Origin of the sequence: Streptomyces brasiliensis (assembly GCF_014647875.1) — a bacterium.
Lineage (GTDB): Bacteria > Actinomycetota > Actinomycetes > Streptomycetales > Streptomycetaceae > Streptomyces > Streptomyces brasiliensis.
The window spans coordinates 1-17,512 of record NZ_BMQA01000069.1; the positions used below are offsets into that span (position 1 = coordinate 1).

Genomic DNA, 17,512 nt, shown 5'->3' on the forward strand with positions numbered 1-17,512 from the left:
GGACCACGGCACGCCGATCCGCATCGGCGTGAACGCGGGTTCTCTGGACAGGCGTCTGCTCCAGAAGTACGGCAAGGCCACCCCGGAAGCCCTGGTGGAGAGCGCGTTGTGGGAGGCGTCCCTCTTCGAGGAGCACGACTTCCGGGACATCAAGATCTCCGTCAAGCACAACGACCCGGTCGTGATGATCGAGGCGTACCGGCAGCTGGCCGCCCAGTGCGAGTACCCGCTGCACCTCGGCGTCACGGAGGCCGGCCCCGCCTTCCAGGGCACGATCAAGTCGGCCGTCGCCTTCGGCGCCCTCCTCTCCGAGGGCATCGGCGACACGATCCGCGTCTCCCTGTCCGCGCCCCCCGCCGAGGAGGTCAAGGTCGGCATCCAGATCCTGGAGTCGCTGAACCTCAAGCAGCGCGGCCTGGAGATCGTCTCCTGCCCGTCCTGCGGCCGTGCCCAGGTCGACGTCTACAAGCTGGCCGAGGAGGTCACCGCGGGCCTGACCGGCATGGAGGTCCCGCTCCGCGTCGCCGTCATGGGCTGCGTGGTGAACGGTCCCGGCGAGGCCCGCGAGGCCGACCTCGGCGTCGCCTCCGGCAACGGCAAGGGCCAGATCTTCGTCAAGGGCGAGGTCATCAAGACGGTCCCCGAGTCCAAGATCGTGGAAACCCTCATCGAGGAGGCCATGAAGCTGGCCGACCGGATGCAGGCAGAGGGCGCCGCCTCGGGCGAACCGTCGGTATCGGTAGCGGGCTGAGCTTCGAAGCCGACGCAGGCGGCAGCGCCCCGTCAGGGGCGCGGGGCTGTATCGACATGCGGCTCCGCCGCGTGGGCGCGAGAGACCACAACGCACCGGCACCCGCGTACAGGCCCCCGCTCCCCGAGCTCAGGGCGCCCCCCACAAGCAGCGCAGCTATAGTGCGGGGATCAGCAGAACCCCCAGCGTGAGGCCCCGTACGTGTTGACCCAGACCACCTCGCGGGTGCTCGAACCGAGCGACCTGGACGCCGCGCTCGCGGTCCTGGACCGGGAGCCCGTCGCGAACGCTTTCGTGACGTCCCGGGTACAGATCGCGGGCCTCGACCCGTGGCGGCTCGGCGGCGAGATGTGGGGCTGGTACGAGGACGGCATGCTCACGTCCCTGTGCTACGCGGGCGCCAACCTCGTCCCGATCTGCGCCACCCCGAGGGCCGTACGCGCCTTCGCGGACCGCGCCCGCCGGGCCGGCCGCCGCTGCTCGTCGATCGTCGGCCCCGCCGAAGCGACCGCCCAGCTGTGGCGCCTGCTGGAACCGCACTGGGGTCCGGCCCGCGAGGTCCGCGCCCACCAGCCGCTCATGGTCACCGACCGCATGCCCGCCGACATCGCCCCGGATCCGTACGTCCGCCGCATCCGCAAGGACGAGATGGAGACGATCATGCCGGCGTGCGTGGCGATGTTCACCGAGGAGGTCGGTGTCTCCCCGCTGGCGGGCGACGGCGGCCTCCTCTACCAGGCCCGGGTCGCCGAACTCGTCGGCGCGGGCCGCTCCTTCGCCCGCCTCGACGAGCACGGCAAGGTCGTCTTCAAGGCGGAGATCGGCGCGGCGACCATGCAGGCCTGCCAGATCCAGGGCGTCTGGGTGGCCCCCGAGTACCGCGGCCAGGGCCTGGCGGCCCCCGGCATGGCAGCGGTCATGCGCTACGCCCTGGCAGACGTGGCCCCGATAGTCAGCCTCTACGTGAACGACTTCAACACGGCAGCGAGGCGGACGTACCTGAGGGTCGGCTTCCAAGAGGTGGGCGCGTTCATGAGCGTGCTCTTCTAGCCGTCCTCAGGGGCAGCAGCGCCTCAAGTGGCGCGCGGCTGGATCGACATGGGGCTCCGCCGCGTGGGCGCGAGCAACCGTGCACCTGCCCCCCGCACGTGACACAACACCCCCTGTAGGCTCCCGGCATGGACCTCGTCATCGGCCCCTTGGACCTCTCGACCCACGTAGACGAGGCCCTCGCCGTCCAAGCCGTCGCTTTCGGACTGGGCCAGGACGAGGTCGCCGTACGCCGCCACATCGTCCTCCGCCACATGACCTACCCCGGCGCAAGAGCCCTGGGCGCAACCGCCGGACGGCACCTCGTCGGGTTCGTCTACGGCATGCCCAACGACCGTGCCCACTGGTGGTCCACCGTCGTGGAGCCCTACCTCCGTGCCCAGGGCACCGACGCCTGGCTCGACGACGCCTTCGTGATCACCGAGCTGCACGTCCACCCGGACTACCAGAACCGCGGTATCGGCCGCGCCCTGATCACCACCCTGACCGACGCCGCCACGCAACCGCGCTCGATCCTCTCCGCTGTCGACACCGACAGCCCCGCCCGCGGCCTGTACCGCTCCCTCGGCTACCAGGACCTCGCCCGCCAGGTCCACTTCCCGAGCGCGCCGAAGCCGTACGCCGTGATGGGCGCCCCTCTCCCGCTTCGCCGCCGATAACCGATTTCCGCCTGCCCAGCACGCCCGGCTAACCTCCTGCCATCACCTTCACGCAGCAGGAGTACGAGAACCATGGCGAACGCACCGGTCCAGCGCATGTCCCAGTTGATGGCCAAGACGCTGCGCGACGACCCGGCGGACGCCGAGGTCCTCAGCCACAAGCTGCTCGTACGCGCCGGCTATGTGCGCCGTACCGCCGCCGGTGTGTGGACCTGGCTGCCGCTCGGCCGTCGGGTGCTGGCCAACGTGGAGCGGATCGTCCGTGAGGAGATGGACGCGATCGGCGCCCAGGAGGTGCTGCTCCCCGCCCTGCTGCCGAGGGAGCCGTACGAGGCGACGGGCCGCTGGGACGAGTACGGCCCGGAGCTGTTCCGCCTCCAGGACCGCAAGGGCGGCGACTACCTCCTCGGCCCGACCCACGAGGAGATCTTCACCCTGCTGGTGAAGGACCAGGCGTCCTCGTACAAGGACCTTCCGGTCATCCTCTACCAGATCCAGACCAAGTTCCGTGACGAGGCCCGGCCCCGCGCGGGCATCCTGCGCGGCCGTGAGTTCCTGATGAAGGACTCGTACTCCTTCGACCTGGCCGACGAGGGCCTCGCCGAGTCGTACGCCCTGCACCGCCAGGCCTACCAGCGAGTCTTTGACCGCCTCGGCCTCGACTACCGCATCTGCGCCGCCACCGCCGGCGCGATGGGCGGCTCCAAGTCCGAGGAGTTCCTGGCGCCGGCCGAGGCGGGCGAGGACACCTTCGCGGACTGCCCGAACTGCGATTTCGCGGCCAACACCGAGGCGATCACGTACGAGCTCAAGCCGGTCGACGGTTCGGCCGTGCCCGCGCTCGAGGAGATCCCGACGCCGGACACCCCGACCATCGAGACCCTGGCCGCCTCCCTCGGTGTCCCGGCCTCGGCCACGCTGAAGAACCTCCTGGTGAAGGTCGACGGCGAGATCGTCGCCGTGGGTGTGCCCGGTGACCGTGAGGTCGACATGGACAAGGTCGAGGCGCACTTCGCCCCGGCGGTCGTCGAGATGGTCACCGAGGAGGACTTCGCGGGCCGTCCGGATCTGGTGCGCGGCTACGTCGGTCCGCAGGGCCTGGAGAAGGTCACGTACCTCGCCGACCCGCGGGTGGCGCCGGGCACGGCGTGGATCACGGGTGCCAACAAGCCGGACCTGCACGCGAAGAACGTGGTCGCGGGCCGTGACTTCGAGGTGGACGAGTACGTCGACGTCGTGGTGGTCCGGGAAGGCGACCCCTGCCCGAAGTGCGGCACCGGCCTCAAGCTCGACCGGGCCATCGAGATCGGCCACATCTTCCAGCTGGGCCGCAAGTACGCCGACGCCCTCAAGCTCGACGTCCTCGGCCAGAACGGCAAGCCGGTCCGCGTGACCATGGGCTCCTACGGCATCGGCGTCTCCCGCGCGGTCGCCGCGCTCGCCGAGCAGACCGCCGACGAGCACGGCCTGGTGTGGCCGCGCGAGGTCGCGCCGGCCGACGTGCACGTGGTCGCCGCGGGCAAGGCGCTGCAGACCGAGCTGGCCCTCGAGGTCTCCGAGAAGCTGCGCACGGCGGGTCTGCGCGTCCTGGTCGACGACCGGGCGGGCGTCTCCCCGGGTGTGAAGTTCACGGACGCCGAACTGATCGGCGTCCCCCAGATCCTGGTCGCGGGCCGCCGCTCGGCGGAGGGCGTCCTGGAACTGAAGGACCGCAAGACGGGCGAGCGCGAGGAACTGACGGTGGACGAGGCGATCGCCCGCCTCACCGCGATGCAGGCGTAACTCACCGGGTTCGACGGGCCGTTCCCCAGCCACGGGCGGGGGACGGCCCTGCTCGTGCGAGAGGCCGCCGGCCGCTGCCGGTGCGCCCGCTACAGCCAGCCGGCAAACTCCAGCAACAGCTCCGCGTCCTTCTCGCGCCCCACCCGGTGCGCCCGTACACCCGACTCCACAGCGCGGAACAGGGTCCAGCCCCGCAAGCGGTCCTGGTCCACCTCCAGGGACTCCGCGAGGCGCTTCACCCGGCGCCGCGTGGTCGCCGAGCCCGAAGGAGACGCGATCAGGTCCTCCACGCGGTCGCGGACCAGCCGGGCCAGGTCGAAGGCGCACTCGCCGACCACCGGGTCAGGGCCCACCGCCAGCCACGGCATCCGCTCCCCGGCGAGCACCTTGCTCTGCCGGAACGTGCCGTGCAGCAGGTGGTGCTCGGGCGGTGAGGCGAGCAGTTCCTCACGGGCCGCGAGCGCCGCGTCGACCAGCGGCGCCAGTTCGGGTTCGGCCTCGGCTCCCGCCCGCATCGCCTCCGCCTGCCGCCCGGTCCGCTCGGCGACGGTCTCGAAGCGGTGGGCGTTCTCGTCGGCGGGCGGCTCCACCCACAGCCGACGCAGCGTCCCGGCCGCCTCCAGCAGCGCCTTGGACTCGGGCAGCGACCGCACCGAGACGTCCGGGTGCAGCCGTTCGAGCAGCAGCACGCCCTCGGTGGTGAAGGGCTCCAGAAGCTGTACGGCACCCAGGCCGCCCCAGTGCGCCAGTGCCGCCCGCTCGCTCTCCGGCCGGGCCCGGCGCGGGGCCAGCTTGAGCACCGCCGGGGTGCCGTCCGCCTGCCGCACCAACACGACCAGGCTGCTGCGACCGCCCGGCACCTGGACCCGCTCCACGGTCAACTCGCGTACCGCGACGGCCTGTTGTGCCGTCTCGGGCAGCTTCTCCAACCAGTCGTCACCCTGCGGTGCCGTCTCACCGAGCGCCCTCACCAGGCGCCGCGGCGGTTCGAAAGCCATACGCGAGTTGTTCCCTTCCTGCTGAACGGAGCTACGCCGACGGAGTCGCCGAAGCCGACCCCGATGCCGTACCGGCCGTCTCGCCGGCCCGTTCGGCGAGACCAGGGAAGGCTACGCTCCCGCCGCGCCAGCGCACTGCCCGCACCGCGGCCTCCCGCAGCGCCTGCGCCGCCGAGCCCCGCCGGGCACCCTCGGTGGCGCGCACCAGGTCGGAGTACACCCCGGCCACGCGGTCCTCCAGCTCGGCCGCCAGCCGGACCGCCGCGGCCGCGTCCGGCACCGCGAACGGCAGCGCGTACGCCGCGCTCGACGCGACCGGCCTGCCGCCCAGGTCCCGCACCTCGCGCACCAGCGCGTCCCGCCGGGCCCGGTGCGCGTCGTAGGCAGCCCGCGCCTCGCCCCGCCGCTCCGCACCGACCCGCCCGCCGACGACGCCGTACCCGTACACGGCAGCGTGCTCCGCGGCCAACGCCGCCTGCACCGCCGTCAGTTCGACGGCCCTGTCCTGATCGCTCACTTGCCACCCTCCGTCAGCAGATACGCGTGCGCGGCTCCGGCCGCCGCCACCGACGCCAGGAGTCGTGCCAGTTCGCCCGGTACGTCCAGGAGCGCCTTCGCGCGGCGGTCCGCCAGTGCGCGTTCCGCGGTGGCGAGGCCGGCGAGGGCGTCCTTCTCGGTCGCCGGTACCGCGGGCGGCGGGGCCGCGGGTGCTACCACCGACGAGGACGCGGAGGGCGTGGCCCCGGCGCCGTCGCCGAACGCATCTGCGTGCCGTACGGCCTCCGCCCGCAGCGGCCCCAGCCGTTCCGCCAGCGTGGGATGCGCGGCGATGACGGCGTCGTACTGCTCCACCAGTCCCCGGCTGTCCCGCTGCGCACGCGCGCGTGCCTTCTCGGTGAGCGACGGACCGCTGTCCGTGCCGCCGTCGGCGTCCGCACCGTCCTTCCCGCCGGAAGAGCAGCCCGCCAGCAGGGCGGCCCCGGCGGCCGAGGCGAGCAGGGATCTTCTGCGCGGGCCGCGGAGGGCGCGCGACGCTGAGGAGAGGGGCACGGCAGACGTCCTCGGGGGCTCGTACGAACTCACGGGCGGGAGAGCGGGCCCGCCGGTGATCACGGTACCCGCGAACCCGTCCGACTCATGTCACCGGCTCGGTGGACCCGGCCAGGGGCACGGGGCCGCGTCCATCTGCGGCCCCGCCGCCGGACACACGTGGACGGCAACACACCCCGCGACCGGATACCCTTTGACCAGACACGCGACCCATCCCACAACAGCACACGCGGCCGAGGAGTCACCCGGATGAGCACCACCCAGAGCGAGAGGCTGCGAGAACTTCTGGAACCGCTCGTCACCTCACAGGGCCTGGACCTCGAAGAGATCGCCGTGGACTCCGTGGGACGCAAGCGGGTGCTGCGCGTCGTCGTCGACTCCGACACAGGAGCGGACCTGGACCGGATCGCCGATGTGAGCCGCGCGCTCTCGGCGAAGCTCGACGAGACGGACGCGATGGGAGCGGGCGCGTACGACCTGGAGGTCGGCACGCCGGGCGCGGAGCGCGCCCTCACCGAGTACCGCCACTACGTTCGTGCCACCGACCGCCTGGTGAGGTTCCAGCTCCACGAGGGGGGCGAGCTGGTCGCCCGCATCCTTGCCGTGGACGAGGAGGGCCTCGACCTCGAAGTGCCCGGCGTGAAGGGCCGCAGGGCGACCACGCGCAGACTGGCCTTCCCGGACATCGCAAAGGCGCGCGTGCAGGTCGAGTTCAGCCGCAAGGACGGCAAGAAGGACAACGGGGACGACAAGGACAACGAGAAGGAAGAGGAGGCGTAGCCATGGACATCGACATGAGTGCCCTGCGGGGCTTGGTTCGGGAGAAGGAGATCTCCTTCGACCTGCTGGTCGAGGCGATCGAGTCGGCCCTCCTCATCGCCTACCACCGCACCGAGGGAAGCCGCCGACACGCGCGCGTGGAGCTCAACCGGGAGACCGGGCATGTGACCGTGTGGGCGAAGGAGGACCCCGAGGACCTCGAAGAGGGCCAGGAGGCCCGCGAGTTCGACGACACTCCGTCCGGCTTCGGCCGCATCGCCGCCACCACCGCCAAGCAGGTCATCCTGCAGCGGCTGCGCGACGCCGAGGACGACGCGACGCTCGGCGAGTACGCCGGCCGCGAGGGCGACATCGTCACCGGAGTGGTCCAGCAGGGCCGCGACCCGAAGAACGTGCTCGTCGACATCGGCAAGCTCGAGGCCATCCTGCCGGTGCAGGAGCAGGTCCCGGGTGAGACGTATCCGCACGGCATGCGGCTGAGGTCGTACGTCGTACGGGTCGCGAAGGGCGTGCGCGGTCCGTCCGTCACCCTCTCACGCACCCACCCCAATCTGGTGAAGAAGCTCTTCGCGCTCGAGGTGCCGGAGATCGCCGACGGCTCCGTCGAGATCGCCGCCATCGCCCGCGAGGCCGGCCACCGCACCAAGATCGCCGTCCGTTCCACCCGTTCGGGCCTGAACGCCAAGGGCGCCTGCATCGGCCCCATGGGCGGCCGGGTGCGCAACGTGATGGGCGAGCTGAACGGCGAGAAGATCGACATCGTCGACTGGTCGGACGACCCGGCCGAGATGGTGGCGAACGCGCTGTCACCCGCCCGGGTGTCCAAGGTCGAGGTCGTGGACCTGGCCGCCCGGTCCGCCCGGGTGACGGTTCCCGACTACCAGCTGTCACTGGCGATCGGCAAGGAGGGGCAGAACGCCCGCCTTGCGGCCCGGCTGACCGGCTGGCGGATCGACATCCGTCCGGACACCGAGCAGCCCGGCGAATAGCGCCGGGGAATAGATCCAAGCCGCAGGGCGCTTGGATCACGACAGTTTCTGCACGGCAACTGTTCGAATCCTGCCCCAGAAGGGTGAGGTCGGTACGGGGAGGTAGACTGAGGAGTGTCTGGCCGGACGCATGCCGGAGCATGCCCTGAACGTACCTGTGTGGGGTGCCGGGAGCGAGCGGCCAAGAGCGATCTGTTGCGCATCGTGGCGATCAAGGACGAATGCGTCCCGGATCGTCGCGGTACGCTGCCCGGCCGGGGTGCCTATGTGCACCCCGCCTCGGTCTGTCTCGACCAGGCGGTACGCCGCCGGGCGTTCACGCGGGCACTCCGTGCCCCGGGAGCGCTCGACACAAAGGCGTTGCGCCAGTACGTGGAGCAGACGACAGTTGCTGAGCAGGCAACACCGTAAGACGTGTCGTGCGGAACCCCGTGCGGCCCAGGTACCCCCGCGAGTTGGAAGTAGGTCGAGATTGCGATGAGCACTCGATGAGCACGCGATGAGTACGCCCATGAAGTAGCGACGGTCCGGACGCACCCGGACCTAAAAGGAGCGAAGTGGCTAAGGTCCGGGTATACGAACTCGCCAAGGAGTTCGGGGTTGAGAGCAAGGTCGTCATGGCCAAGCTCCAGGAACTCGGTGAATTCGTCCGTTCGGCGTCTTCGACCATCGAAGCGCCCGTTGTCCGCAAGTTGACGGACGCCCTCCAGCAGGGCAACGGAGGCGGCAAGTCCGCCCCCGCACGCAAGGCTGCCCCGGCGAAGCCGGCAGCCCCCTCCCCGGCGCAGGTGGCCCGTCCGGCCGCGCCGCGCCCGCCGGCCCCCAAGCCGGCTGCCGCCGAGAAGCCCGCGGCTCCGGCCGCCCCGGCCGCTCCCGGCCCCCGACCCACCCCGGGTCCGAAGCCCGCGCCGCGGCCCGCCCCGGCGTCTCCGGCGCCGACCGCGCCCGAGTTCACGGCGCCCCCGGCGGCCCCCGCCGCATCGGCCTCCGGCCCCCGTCCCGGCGCTCAGCGTCCGGGTGGCCAGGCACCGCGTCCGGGCGCTCCGCGTCCGGGTGGTCCCGCGCAGGGTGGCCAGGGCCGCGGCGAGCGCGGCGAGCGTCCCGGTGGCGGCCGTCCTGGTGGCCAGGCGCCGCGTCCCGGTGCCCGTCCGTCCGGACCCCGTCCGGGCAACAACCCGTTCACCTCCGGAGGCTCCACCGGTATGGCGCGCCCGCAGGCGCCCCGTCCGGGCGGCGCCCCGCGTCCCGGCGGCCCCGGTGCCCCCGGCGGCGCTCCGCGTCCGCAGGGTGCGGGCGGCGGTCCTCGTCCCCAGGGCGCGGCGGGCGGTCCCCGTCCGCAGGCTCCGGGCGGCGCGCGTCCGACCCCGGGCGGGATGCCCCGTCCGCAGGGCGGCCCGCGTCCCGGCGGCGGCCCCGGCGGTCCCCGCCCGAACCCCGGCATGATGCCGCAGCGTCCCGCTGCCGGCCCCCGCCCCGGTGGCGGCGGTCCCGGCGGTCGCGGTCCCGGTGGCGGCGGTCGTCCCGGTGGCGGTGGCGGCGGTCGTCCGGGCGGCGGTTTCGCCGGTCGTCCCGGTGGTGGCGGCGGCGGTGGCTTCGCCGGTCGTCCCGGCGGTCCCGGTGGCGGTGGCGGCGGTTTCGCCGGTCGTCCCGGCGGTCCCGGTGGCGGTGGCGGCGGTGGCCGTCCCGGCTTCGGCGGCCGTCCCGGCGGTCCCGGTGGCCGCGGTGGCACGCAGGGCGCCTTCGGCCGTCCCGGCGGTCCCGCGCGTCGTGGCCGCAAGTCGAAGCGGCAGAGGCGCCAGGAGTACGAGGCCATGCAGGCCCCGTCCGTCGGCGGCGTGATGCTGCCTCGCGGCAACGGCGAGAGCATTCGCCTGTCGCGCGGTGCGTCCCTCACCGACTTCGCGGAGAAGATCAACGCGAACCCGGCGTCCCTCGTCGCGGTCATGATGAACCTCGGCGAGATGGTCACCGCGACCCAGTCCGTCTCCGACGAGACCCTCCAGCTCCTCGCCGGCGAGATGAACTACACGGTTCAGATCGTCAGCCCGGAGGAGGAGGACCGCGAGCTGCTCGAGTCCTTCGACATCGAGTTCGGCGAGGACGAGGGCGACGAGGAGGACCTGGTGGTCCGCCCGCCGGTCGTCACCGTCATGGGTCACGTCGACCACGGAAAGACCCGACTGCTCGACGCCATCCGCAAGACGAACGTCATCGCGGGCGAGGCCGGCGGCATCACCCAGCACATCGGTGCCTACCAGGTCGCGACCGAGGTCAACGGCGATGAGCGGGCGATCACCTTCATCGACACCCCGGGTCACGAGGCGTTCACCGCCATGCGTGCCCGCGGTGCGAAGTCGACGGACATCGCGATCCTCGTGGTCGCGGCGAACGACGGCGTGATGCCCCAGACCGTCGAGGCCCTGAACCACGCCAAGGCGGCCGACGTGCCGATCGTGGTCGCGGTCAACAAGATCGACGTCGAGGGCGCGGACCCGACCAAGGTGCGCGGCCAGCTGACCGAGTACGGCCTGGTGGCCGAGGAGTACGGCGGCGACACGATGTTCGTCGACATCTCCGCCAAGCAGGGTCTGCACATCGACAGCCTCCTCGAGGCGGTCGTCCTCACGGCCGACGCCGCCCTGGACCTTCGGGCCAACCCGAACCAGGACGCGCAGGGCATCGCGATCGAGTCCCGACTCGACCGCGGCCGCGGTGCCGTCTCGACGGTGCTCGTCCAGCGAGGCACGCTGCGGGTCGGCGACACGATGGTGGTCGGCGACGCGTACGGCCGCGTCCGGGCGATGCTCGACGACAACGGCAGCAACGTCGCCGAGGCCGGCCCGTCGACGCCGGTTCAGGTCCTGGGTCTGACCAACGTCCCGGGTGCCGGTGACAACTTCCTCGTGGTCGACGAGGACCGTACGGCCCGCCAGATCGCCGAGAAGCGCGCGGCGCGTGAGCGCAACGCGGCCTTCGCCAAGCGCACGCGTCGTGTGTCCCTCGAGGACCTGGACAAGGTGCTGAAGGCCGGCGAGGTCCAGCAGCTGAACCTGATCATCAAGGGTGACGCGTCCGGTTCCGTCGAGGCCCTCGAGTCCTCGCTGCTCCAGCTGGACGTCGGCGAAGAGGTCGACATCCGCGTCCTGCACCGCGGCGTCGGTGCGGTCACGGAGTCCGACATCGACCTGGCGATGGGTTCCGACGCCATCGTGATCGGCTTCAACGTGCGCGCCGCCGGGCGTGCGCAGCAGATGGCCGAGCGCGAGGGCGTGGACGTCCGGTACTACTCGGTCATCTACCAGGCGATCGAGGAGATCGAGGCGGCCCTCAAGGGCATGCTCAAGCCGGAGTTCGAGGAGGTCGAGCTCGGTACGGCGGAGATCCGCGAGGTCTTCAAGTCGTCCAAGCTGGGCAACATCGCCGGTGTGCTCATCCGGTCCGGCGAGGTCAGGCGCAACACCAAGGCGCGCCTGCTGCGCGACGGCAAGGTCGTCGCGGAGAACCTCAACATCGAGGGACTGCGTCGCTTCAAGGACGACGTCACCGAGATCCGCGAAGGGTTCGAGGGTGGTATCAACCTCGGCAACTTCAACGACATCAAGGTCGACGACGTCATCGCGACGTACGAGATGCGCGAGAAGCCGCGGGTGTAACAGCCCGGGCTTCCGGAACGGTCCGGTCCGGGGCCGGTCGACGGAGAGTAATTTCCGTCGATCGGCCCCGGCCGTTCGTTGTACGGTGCTGATGTTCCTGCCGATCGCTCGGCAGGCCCGTCAATCCCGTACCGGCGGGTCATCCGGACACACACATGTATGTCGGGACTCTGTCCTTCGATCTCCTGCTCGGCGACGTACGGTCGCTGAAGGAGAAGCGCTCCCTCGTCCGCCCCATCGTCGCCGAACTCCAGCGCAAGTACGCGGTGAGCGTGGCGGAGGTCGATCACATGGATCTCCATCGCAGGGCCGTGATCGGTCTGGCGATGGTGTCCGGCGACGCGGGGCATCTGAGCGACGTACTGGACCGCTGCGAGCGGCTGGTCGCCGGGCGCCCCGAGGTGGAGCTGCTGTCGGTGCGACGGCGCTTCCACGGCGACCACGACGACTGAAGTTTGAACAAGGAACAGGAAGAACGGGAGACGGACCAGTGGCCGACAACGCGCGGGCGAAAAGGCTGGCGGACCTCATCCGAGAGGTGGTGGCCCAGAAGCTGCAGCGCGGGATCAAGGACCCGCGGCTCGGCTCGCACGTCACCATCACGGACACCCGGGTCACCGGGGACCTGCGGGAGGCGACCGTCTTCTACACGGTGTACGGGGACGACGAGGAGCGAAAGGCCGCCGCCGCGGGCCTGGAGAGCGCCAAGGGCATCCTGCGCTCCGAGGTCGGCCGCGCGGCCGGTGTGAAGTTCACGCCGACGCTCAGCTTCGTCGCGGACGCCCTGCCGGACACCGCCCGGACCATCGAGGACCTCCTCGACAAGGCGCGGCAGTCCGACGCGAAGGTGCGCGAGGCGTCCGCGGGCGCCGCGTACGCCGGTGACGCCGACCCGTACCGCAAGCCGGGCGAGGAAGCCGACGACGAGGCAGAGACGGACGACGCCGCCGAATGACCAGCAAGCCCACTCCGCCCGACGGCCTTGTCATCGTCGACAAGCCGTCGGGCTTCACTTCGCACGACGTCGTCGCCAAGATGCGCGGCATCGCCCGGACCCGTCGCGTCGGCCACGCCGGCACGCTCGACCCCATGGCGACGGGTGTCCTCGTCCTCGGTGTCGAGAAGGCGACAAAGCTCCTCGGGCATCTCGCCCTCACCGAGAAGGAGTACCTCGGCACGATCCGGCTGGGCCAGACGACGGTCACGGACGACGCCGAGGGCGAGATCACGGGGTCGGTGGACGCCTCGAAGGTCGCCCGCGAGGCCGTCGACGCCGGGATCGCCAAGCTGACCGGCGACATCATGCAGGTGCCGTCCAAGGTCAGCGCCATCAAGATCGACGGCGTGCGCTCGTACAAGCGGGCGCGGGAGGGCGAGGACTTCGAGATCCCGGCCCGGCCCGTCACCGTCTCGTCCTTCACCGTGTACGACGTCCGCGACGCCGTCGCCGAGGACGGCACCCCCGTGCTCGACCTGGTCGTCTCGGTGGTCTGCTCCTCCGGCACCTACATCCGCGCCCTCGCCCGCGACCTGGGCGCCGACCTCGGCGTGGGCGGACACCTCACGGCGCTGCGCCGGACGCGCGTCGGACCGTACAAGCTGGACTGCGCCAAGACCCTGGACCAGCTTCAGCAGGAGCTGACGGTGATGCCGATCGCGGAGGCCGCCGCGGCCGCGTTCACGCGCTGGGACGTGGACGCCAGACGGGCGCGGCTGCTCACCAACGGCGTGCGGCTCGAGATGCCCGACGTGTACGCGGGCGCCGGGCCCGTGGCCGTGTTCGATCCCGAGGGCGGCTTCCTGGCGTTGGTCGAGGAACAGAAGGGCAAGGCCAAGAGCCTGGCGGTCTTCGCCTGACCCGGGGCGGGACGCGCTGTCCCTGTCCGTGGAGCGGCGGCCACGGGTGTCGTCGTTGCCGCCGCTCCACGGTCCCCCCTCGGTTCCCCCACCCCCAGGGTGTATCCACCCGCCCCCGCCTGTTCACCCGACCGTGCAGGCGCTCGGAGTGAACCGGGGGAGCGGAAGGGGGCGCTTTCCCCCCACGATCTGTCCCACCGATCTTTCCGCCCTTACCGTCGGAGAGAGGGCACAGATGTACGGCTGTGCGGCGGGGAGGTTCAGCCATGGCGCTACGGGACCCGCGGAAGTCGGCCGGTCACGGACGCCGGGGGCCGCGCGGGGTGCGGGGGAGTGACGGGCGCGGTGGGGCAGGACGCGGTGGGCAAGCGGGCTTCGGGGTGGGTGCCGTCATCGGTGACCGTACCGGTGCGCCGCCGCCCGCTTTCGGTGACTGTCTGGTCCAGGTCCGTGATCTCGCCGGGCGGCCCCGCGGCACCGGGTTCGCGGCCGATCACCATGGCACCGTCGTCACCAGCCACGAAGCCGTCGACGGGCTGGCTCGGCTCCTCCTGCACGTCGGGGACCGCACCTGTCTCGTGACCGCCGAGGCCGTCACCTCGCTGCCCGAGCTGGATCTGGCCCTCGTCCGCACCGAAGGGCTGGGGGTGGAGCCGCTTCCGGTCGCCGTGCGGGAGCGGATCGAGACGGGCACGTATGTGCGGATCGCCGCCGGGTGCTGGCGCGAGGCCCGGGTGCTCGGCGCCGGTCAGGTGACGTACACGGCCGCCGACCGCTTCCATCTCCTCGACGACGCACTGGAGTTGGCGATCGGCACGGCGGGACGGGACGCGCTGCGCCTCGCCGGCGGGGCCGCCGGCGGACCGGTGCTCGACGCGGACACCGGCGCCGTCCTCGCCGTCCTGGGCACGGCCCTGCAGTCCGGCCACCGCGACGTCGGCTTCGCGGTACCGCTGCGGCACCCGGCGCCGGGCCCACTCGCCGACCTGCTCGCCCGCAATGCGGCCACGGTGCCCGCCTACGGCACCGACCTCAATCTGGCGGGCGTCCTGGAACTGACGGCGACATCGGTGGCGCAGGACGGACCGCCCGGTGCGCTCGCCGGAGACCTCGGCGGCATAACGCCCGCGTCCGTGGAACCTGTCGAACGAGCCGATGCGGTAAGGGAGTTGTCGGCCTTCACGGCGAGCGGAGCCACCCTCCTCGGCCTCGTCGGCGACCCGGGCAGCGGTCGTACGACGGAGCTCGCAGCCCTCGCCGCCCGCCGCCACCACGACGCCGAACCCGCCCCCACCCTCTGGCTGCGCGGCGCCGACCTGCGGGACGCCGACGCCTCGGTGGCCGACGCGGCGGGCCGGGCCCTGGAGCGCGCCGCACTCATCGTCGCCGCCTCCAGGGCCGTCCCGCCCGCCGAACTCGGCGACCTCGCCCCGGAGCGCCTGGCCCGTCTCGCCGCGCAGGCCGGCCACCCCCTGCTGCTCCTGCTCGACGGCCCCGAGGAGATGCCTCCCGTCCTCGCCCACCGGCTCTCCGAGTGGACCGAGGGCACGGCGGACTGGCTGCGCGAGACCGGGGCGCGGCTCCTGGTCGCGTGCCGGGAGGAGTACTGGGAGGGCGCCGGAGACCGGTTCCCGCGCGAGCTGTTCCGCCCCGGCTCCGGTGCCGACGCCCAGCCCGGTCTGCCGCCCTGTGTCCACCTGGGCGACCTCGCCCCGGACGAGGCCCGCCGGGCCGGCTCCCGGTACGGCGTTCCCGACGGCGCCCTCACCGAGCGCGAGGCCGGTCACCCCCTCACCCTGCGTCTGCTCTCCGAGGTCCGCACCGCCCTCCCGGACGCCCCGCTCCCGAGCCGTGCCGACCGGCACGACGTCTTCTCCGCCCACCTCGACCTGATGTGCCTGCGCATCGCGGTCCGCCTCGCCGCCGAGCACGGCCTGCGGGGTACGGCCGTACGACGCCTCGCAGCCCGGGTCTGCGGACAGGTCCACGAGGCCGCGCGGCGCAGCCTCGGCCCCGGGCACGGGGAGCTGGACCGGGAGTCGTTCGAGGCGGTGTTTCCGTGGGGGCCCGTACCGGCCCGGCTCGGCGGCAGCAGCGGCTGGGCGTCCGCCGTGCTGGCCGAGGGGCTCCTGGTCCCGGCGGGCGGCGGTTACCGCTTCGCCCACGAGGAGCTGGCCGACTGGATCCAGGGCATGCACCTGGACCTCGACGAGGCGCTGCACGCTCTGGTCCACCGCCGCCGCACTCCGGACGGCGCCCACCCGATGCCCGTACCGCACCACCGCATCGGCCCCGTCGTCCAGGCCCTGCTCCATCTCGCCCGCCACCAGGGGCACCGCCGACTCTGCCTCCGCCTGGAGGAGTTGACCCACGCGCTGGACGCGGACCCGGCGTCCTGGTGGGCCGCCCGGCTGCTCTCCCGGACCCTGCTGCACGTCCCCGACGCGACGCCGTACACGGGTGTGCTGCGCCTCCTGGCCGACCGGATCGTGACCTGGCGACGCCGGCAGCGGCCCGTACCGGGCGAGTTCGGCCCCGCCTTCTGGGCCGACCTGCCTATCCCGGACGCCGAACGCCTGGACCTGCTGCGCAGCCTGATCCTGGCCGACGAGGCTCCTTCGGGGGCCGGCACGGAGGACCCCGGTGAGAGTGCCGGGCGCGCCGTACCCGTTCCCCGTTACCTCGACGCCGTGGCCCGGCTGCTCGCCGCCGACCCCGGTGCCGTACAGCCGCATCTGACCCGCTGGTTCGACGACGAGCGCGCGCTGCCCGCGACGCCGTACGCCACCGTGGCGACCGCTGCGCAGGCGCTGCTGCACACGCACCGCCGCCAGGCCCCGGACGACCTCACCGAGGTACTGGTGGGGTGTGCGCACCGGCGGGCCGACGAGCTGCTCGTCGTACTGGCCGAGGACGAGCCGTCGGCCGTCTGCCGGGCCGTCGACCGGTGGGCCCACGACGAGCGCCCCGCGCGCCGGGTGGCGGCCGTGGCGTACGGACTGCTCGCCGCACCGCACGTCCGCAGCGAGGCCGACCGCGAGCTGCTGCGCTACGCCGCCCTCGCCCTGCTCGCCCGCCCCGCCGACGCCGGCCTGCACGGCGGCGCCCTCGCCCTCCTCGTCCGCGACCCGCTCACCCGTGCCCGCCACCTCCCGCAGGCCCTGCGGCACTTCACGTCCGGTGACCCGCAGTTCCCGCCGAGCGCCCTGGTCCCCGCCCTGGACACGGACCCGGAGCCGGTCCTCGCGGCCTTCCGCGCCCGGCTGCGCGAACCGGACGCCGGCGCCGCGGTGCGCACCCTGGCCGACGTCACCACGCCCGTACTCGCCCGCCGCGTGGCCACCCTGGTCCTGGAGGCCGGCCGGCTCGCGCCCGGGACCGCCGGGCACGTGGCGGAGTACGTCGACCGCCGCCTCGATCAGGGACCCGCCGCCCGCGCAGCGCTCCTGCCCCTGGTCACCGGCCTCCTGGACGGCGGCCCCGAACCGGTCCGGGCGGCCCTCGCGACCGTGCTCGCCGCCCCTGGCACCCCGGCCTCCCGTCCGCTGCGCCGCGAGCTCCTGGAGTTCCTGCTCACCCACGAGCACGACCCCGCCGTCCTGGACGCCCTGCTGCACGCGGCCGCGCTCGGCGGGGACGCCGGCGACTGCGACGACGCCGACGTGCGGGACCTCGTCCACCGCACCGGCCTCCTCCTCGTCCGCACCCCCGACGGCGCGACCCGCTTCGACCGCGGCCTGGTCGACCTGGGCCGGCACGTCCCCGGCTTCGCCGCGCTGGTGGCCCGCTGGCTGACCGACACCCCGGACGTCTGGGCCGCCGTGGTCGGCCCGAGCACGCGCCGGATGATCGGTAACCTGGCGGGCGTACGGGTCCCCGCCTGACGTCCGGACCGTACGCCCGGTCCCCGGCGCGGGCGCGTGCGCCCCGTCACAGCCCGGAT

General features: G+C 72.7%; 15 protein-coding genes. 12 read left to right on the forward strand and 3 right to left on the reverse strand.

Annotated features, from left to right (window positions below):
- The 4 genes from ispG to IEZ19_RS42285 form a co-directional block, all read left to right on the forward strand.
- A partial coding sequence (gene ispG / locus IEZ19_RS42270) for a flavodoxin-dependent (E)-4-hydroxy-3-methylbut-2-enyl-diphosphate synthase (protein ID WP_189316715.1) occupies nt 1–751 on the forward strand: 751 nt, incomplete at its 5' end.
- 201 nt (nt 752–952) lie between these two features.
- A complete protein-coding gene (locus IEZ19_RS42275; RefSeq protein WP_189316716.1) occupies nt 953–1,801 on the forward strand; it encodes a GNAT family N-acetyltransferase in 849 nt (282 codons plus the stop codon).
- Nucleotides 1,802–1,929: 128 nt separating this feature from the next.
- Nucleotides 1,930–2,460: a GNAT family N-acetyltransferase gene (locus tag IEZ19_RS42280; protein WP_189316717.1), complete on the forward strand. Its 531-nt coding sequence runs from the start codon at nt 1,930–1,932 to the stop codon at nt 2,458–2,460.
- 72 nt (nt 2,461–2,532) lie between these two features.
- On the forward strand, nt 2,533–4,242 hold the full coding sequence (locus IEZ19_RS42285; protein WP_189316718.1) for a proline--tRNA ligase: 1,710 nt from the start codon (nt 2,533–2,535) through the stop codon (nt 4,240–4,242).
- Nucleotides 4,243–4,331: 89 nt separating this feature from the next.
- Here the strand turns inward: IEZ19_RS42285 and IEZ19_RS42290 are convergent, their stop codons facing one another.
- The 3 genes from IEZ19_RS42290 to IEZ19_RS42300 are packed head-to-tail and all read right to left on the reverse strand — an operon-like array spanning nt 4,332 to nt 6,290.
- Complete coding sequence (locus IEZ19_RS42290; RefSeq protein WP_189316719.1) at nt 4,332–5,240, reverse strand: aminoglycoside phosphotransferase family protein; 909 nt, start codon at nt 5,238–5,240, stop codon at nt 4,332–4,334.
- Nucleotides 5,241–5,271: 31 nt separating this feature from the next.
- Nucleotides 5,272–5,757 carry a DUF4439 domain-containing protein gene (locus IEZ19_RS42295; protein ID WP_189316720.1) on the reverse strand — a complete coding sequence of 162 codons (486 nt, stop codon included), beginning with the start codon at nt 5,755–5,757 and terminating at the stop codon, nt 5,272–5,274.
- The gene (locus tag IEZ19_RS42300) at nt 5,754–6,290 is read right to left on the reverse strand and encodes a hypothetical protein (protein WP_189316721.1); all 537 of its coding nucleotides are present in this window, start codon (nt 6,288–6,290) and stop codon (nt 5,754–5,756) included. Before IEZ19_RS42300 ends, IEZ19_RS42295 begins: the two co-directional genes overlap by 4 nt.
- Nucleotides 6,291–6,539: 249 nt before the next feature.
- Here IEZ19_RS42300 and rimP point away from each other — a divergent pair, with 249 nt between their 5' ends.
- From rimP to IEZ19_RS42340, 8 genes are all read left to right on the forward strand, one after another.
- Nucleotides 6,540–7,070: a ribosome maturation factor RimP gene (gene rimP / locus IEZ19_RS42305; RefSeq protein ID WP_189316722.1), complete on the forward strand. Its 531-nt coding sequence runs from the start codon at nt 6,540–6,542 to the stop codon at nt 7,068–7,070.
- 2 nt (nt 7,071–7,072) lie between these two features.
- A complete protein-coding gene (gene nusA / locus IEZ19_RS42310) occupies nt 7,073–8,059 on the forward strand; it encodes a transcription termination factor NusA (RefSeq protein ID WP_189316723.1) in 987 nt (328 codons plus the stop codon).
- A 114-nt stretch (nt 8,060–8,173) separates the two neighbouring features.
- Nucleotides 8,174–8,470 (forward strand): YlxR family protein, encoded by a 297-nt coding sequence (locus IEZ19_RS42315; protein WP_189316724.1) that lies wholly within the window; start codon nt 8,174–8,176, stop codon nt 8,468–8,470.
- 146 nt (nt 8,471–8,616) lie between these two features.
- On the forward strand, nt 8,617–11,712 hold the full coding sequence (gene infB / locus IEZ19_RS42320; protein WP_189316725.1) for a translation initiation factor IF-2: 3,096 nt from the start codon (nt 8,617–8,619) through the stop codon (nt 11,710–11,712).
- 155 nt (nt 11,713–11,867) lie between these two features.
- A complete protein-coding gene (locus IEZ19_RS42325; protein WP_189316726.1) occupies nt 11,868–12,164 on the forward strand; it encodes a DUF503 domain-containing protein in 297 nt (98 codons plus the stop codon).
- 38 nt (nt 12,165–12,202) lie between these two features.
- Nucleotides 12,203–12,667, forward strand: coding sequence for a 30S ribosome-binding factor RbfA (rbfA, locus tag IEZ19_RS42330; RefSeq protein WP_189316727.1), 465 nt, complete (start codon nt 12,203–12,205; stop codon nt 12,665–12,667).
- Nucleotides 12,664–13,569 (forward strand): tRNA pseudouridine(55) synthase TruB, encoded by a 906-nt coding sequence (gene truB, locus IEZ19_RS42335; RefSeq protein ID WP_189316728.1) that lies wholly within the window; start codon nt 12,664–12,666, stop codon nt 13,567–13,569. The genes rbfA and truB overlap by 4 nt, the downstream gene beginning before the upstream one ends.
- A 266-nt stretch (nt 13,570–13,835) precedes the next feature.
- The gene (locus tag IEZ19_RS42340; protein ID WP_229841481.1) at nt 13,836–17,453 is read left to right on the forward strand and encodes a S1 family peptidase; all 3,618 of its coding nucleotides are present in this window, start codon (nt 13,836–13,838) and stop codon (nt 17,451–17,453) included.
- The last annotated feature ends 59 nt before the right edge of the window (nt 17,454–17,512 follow it).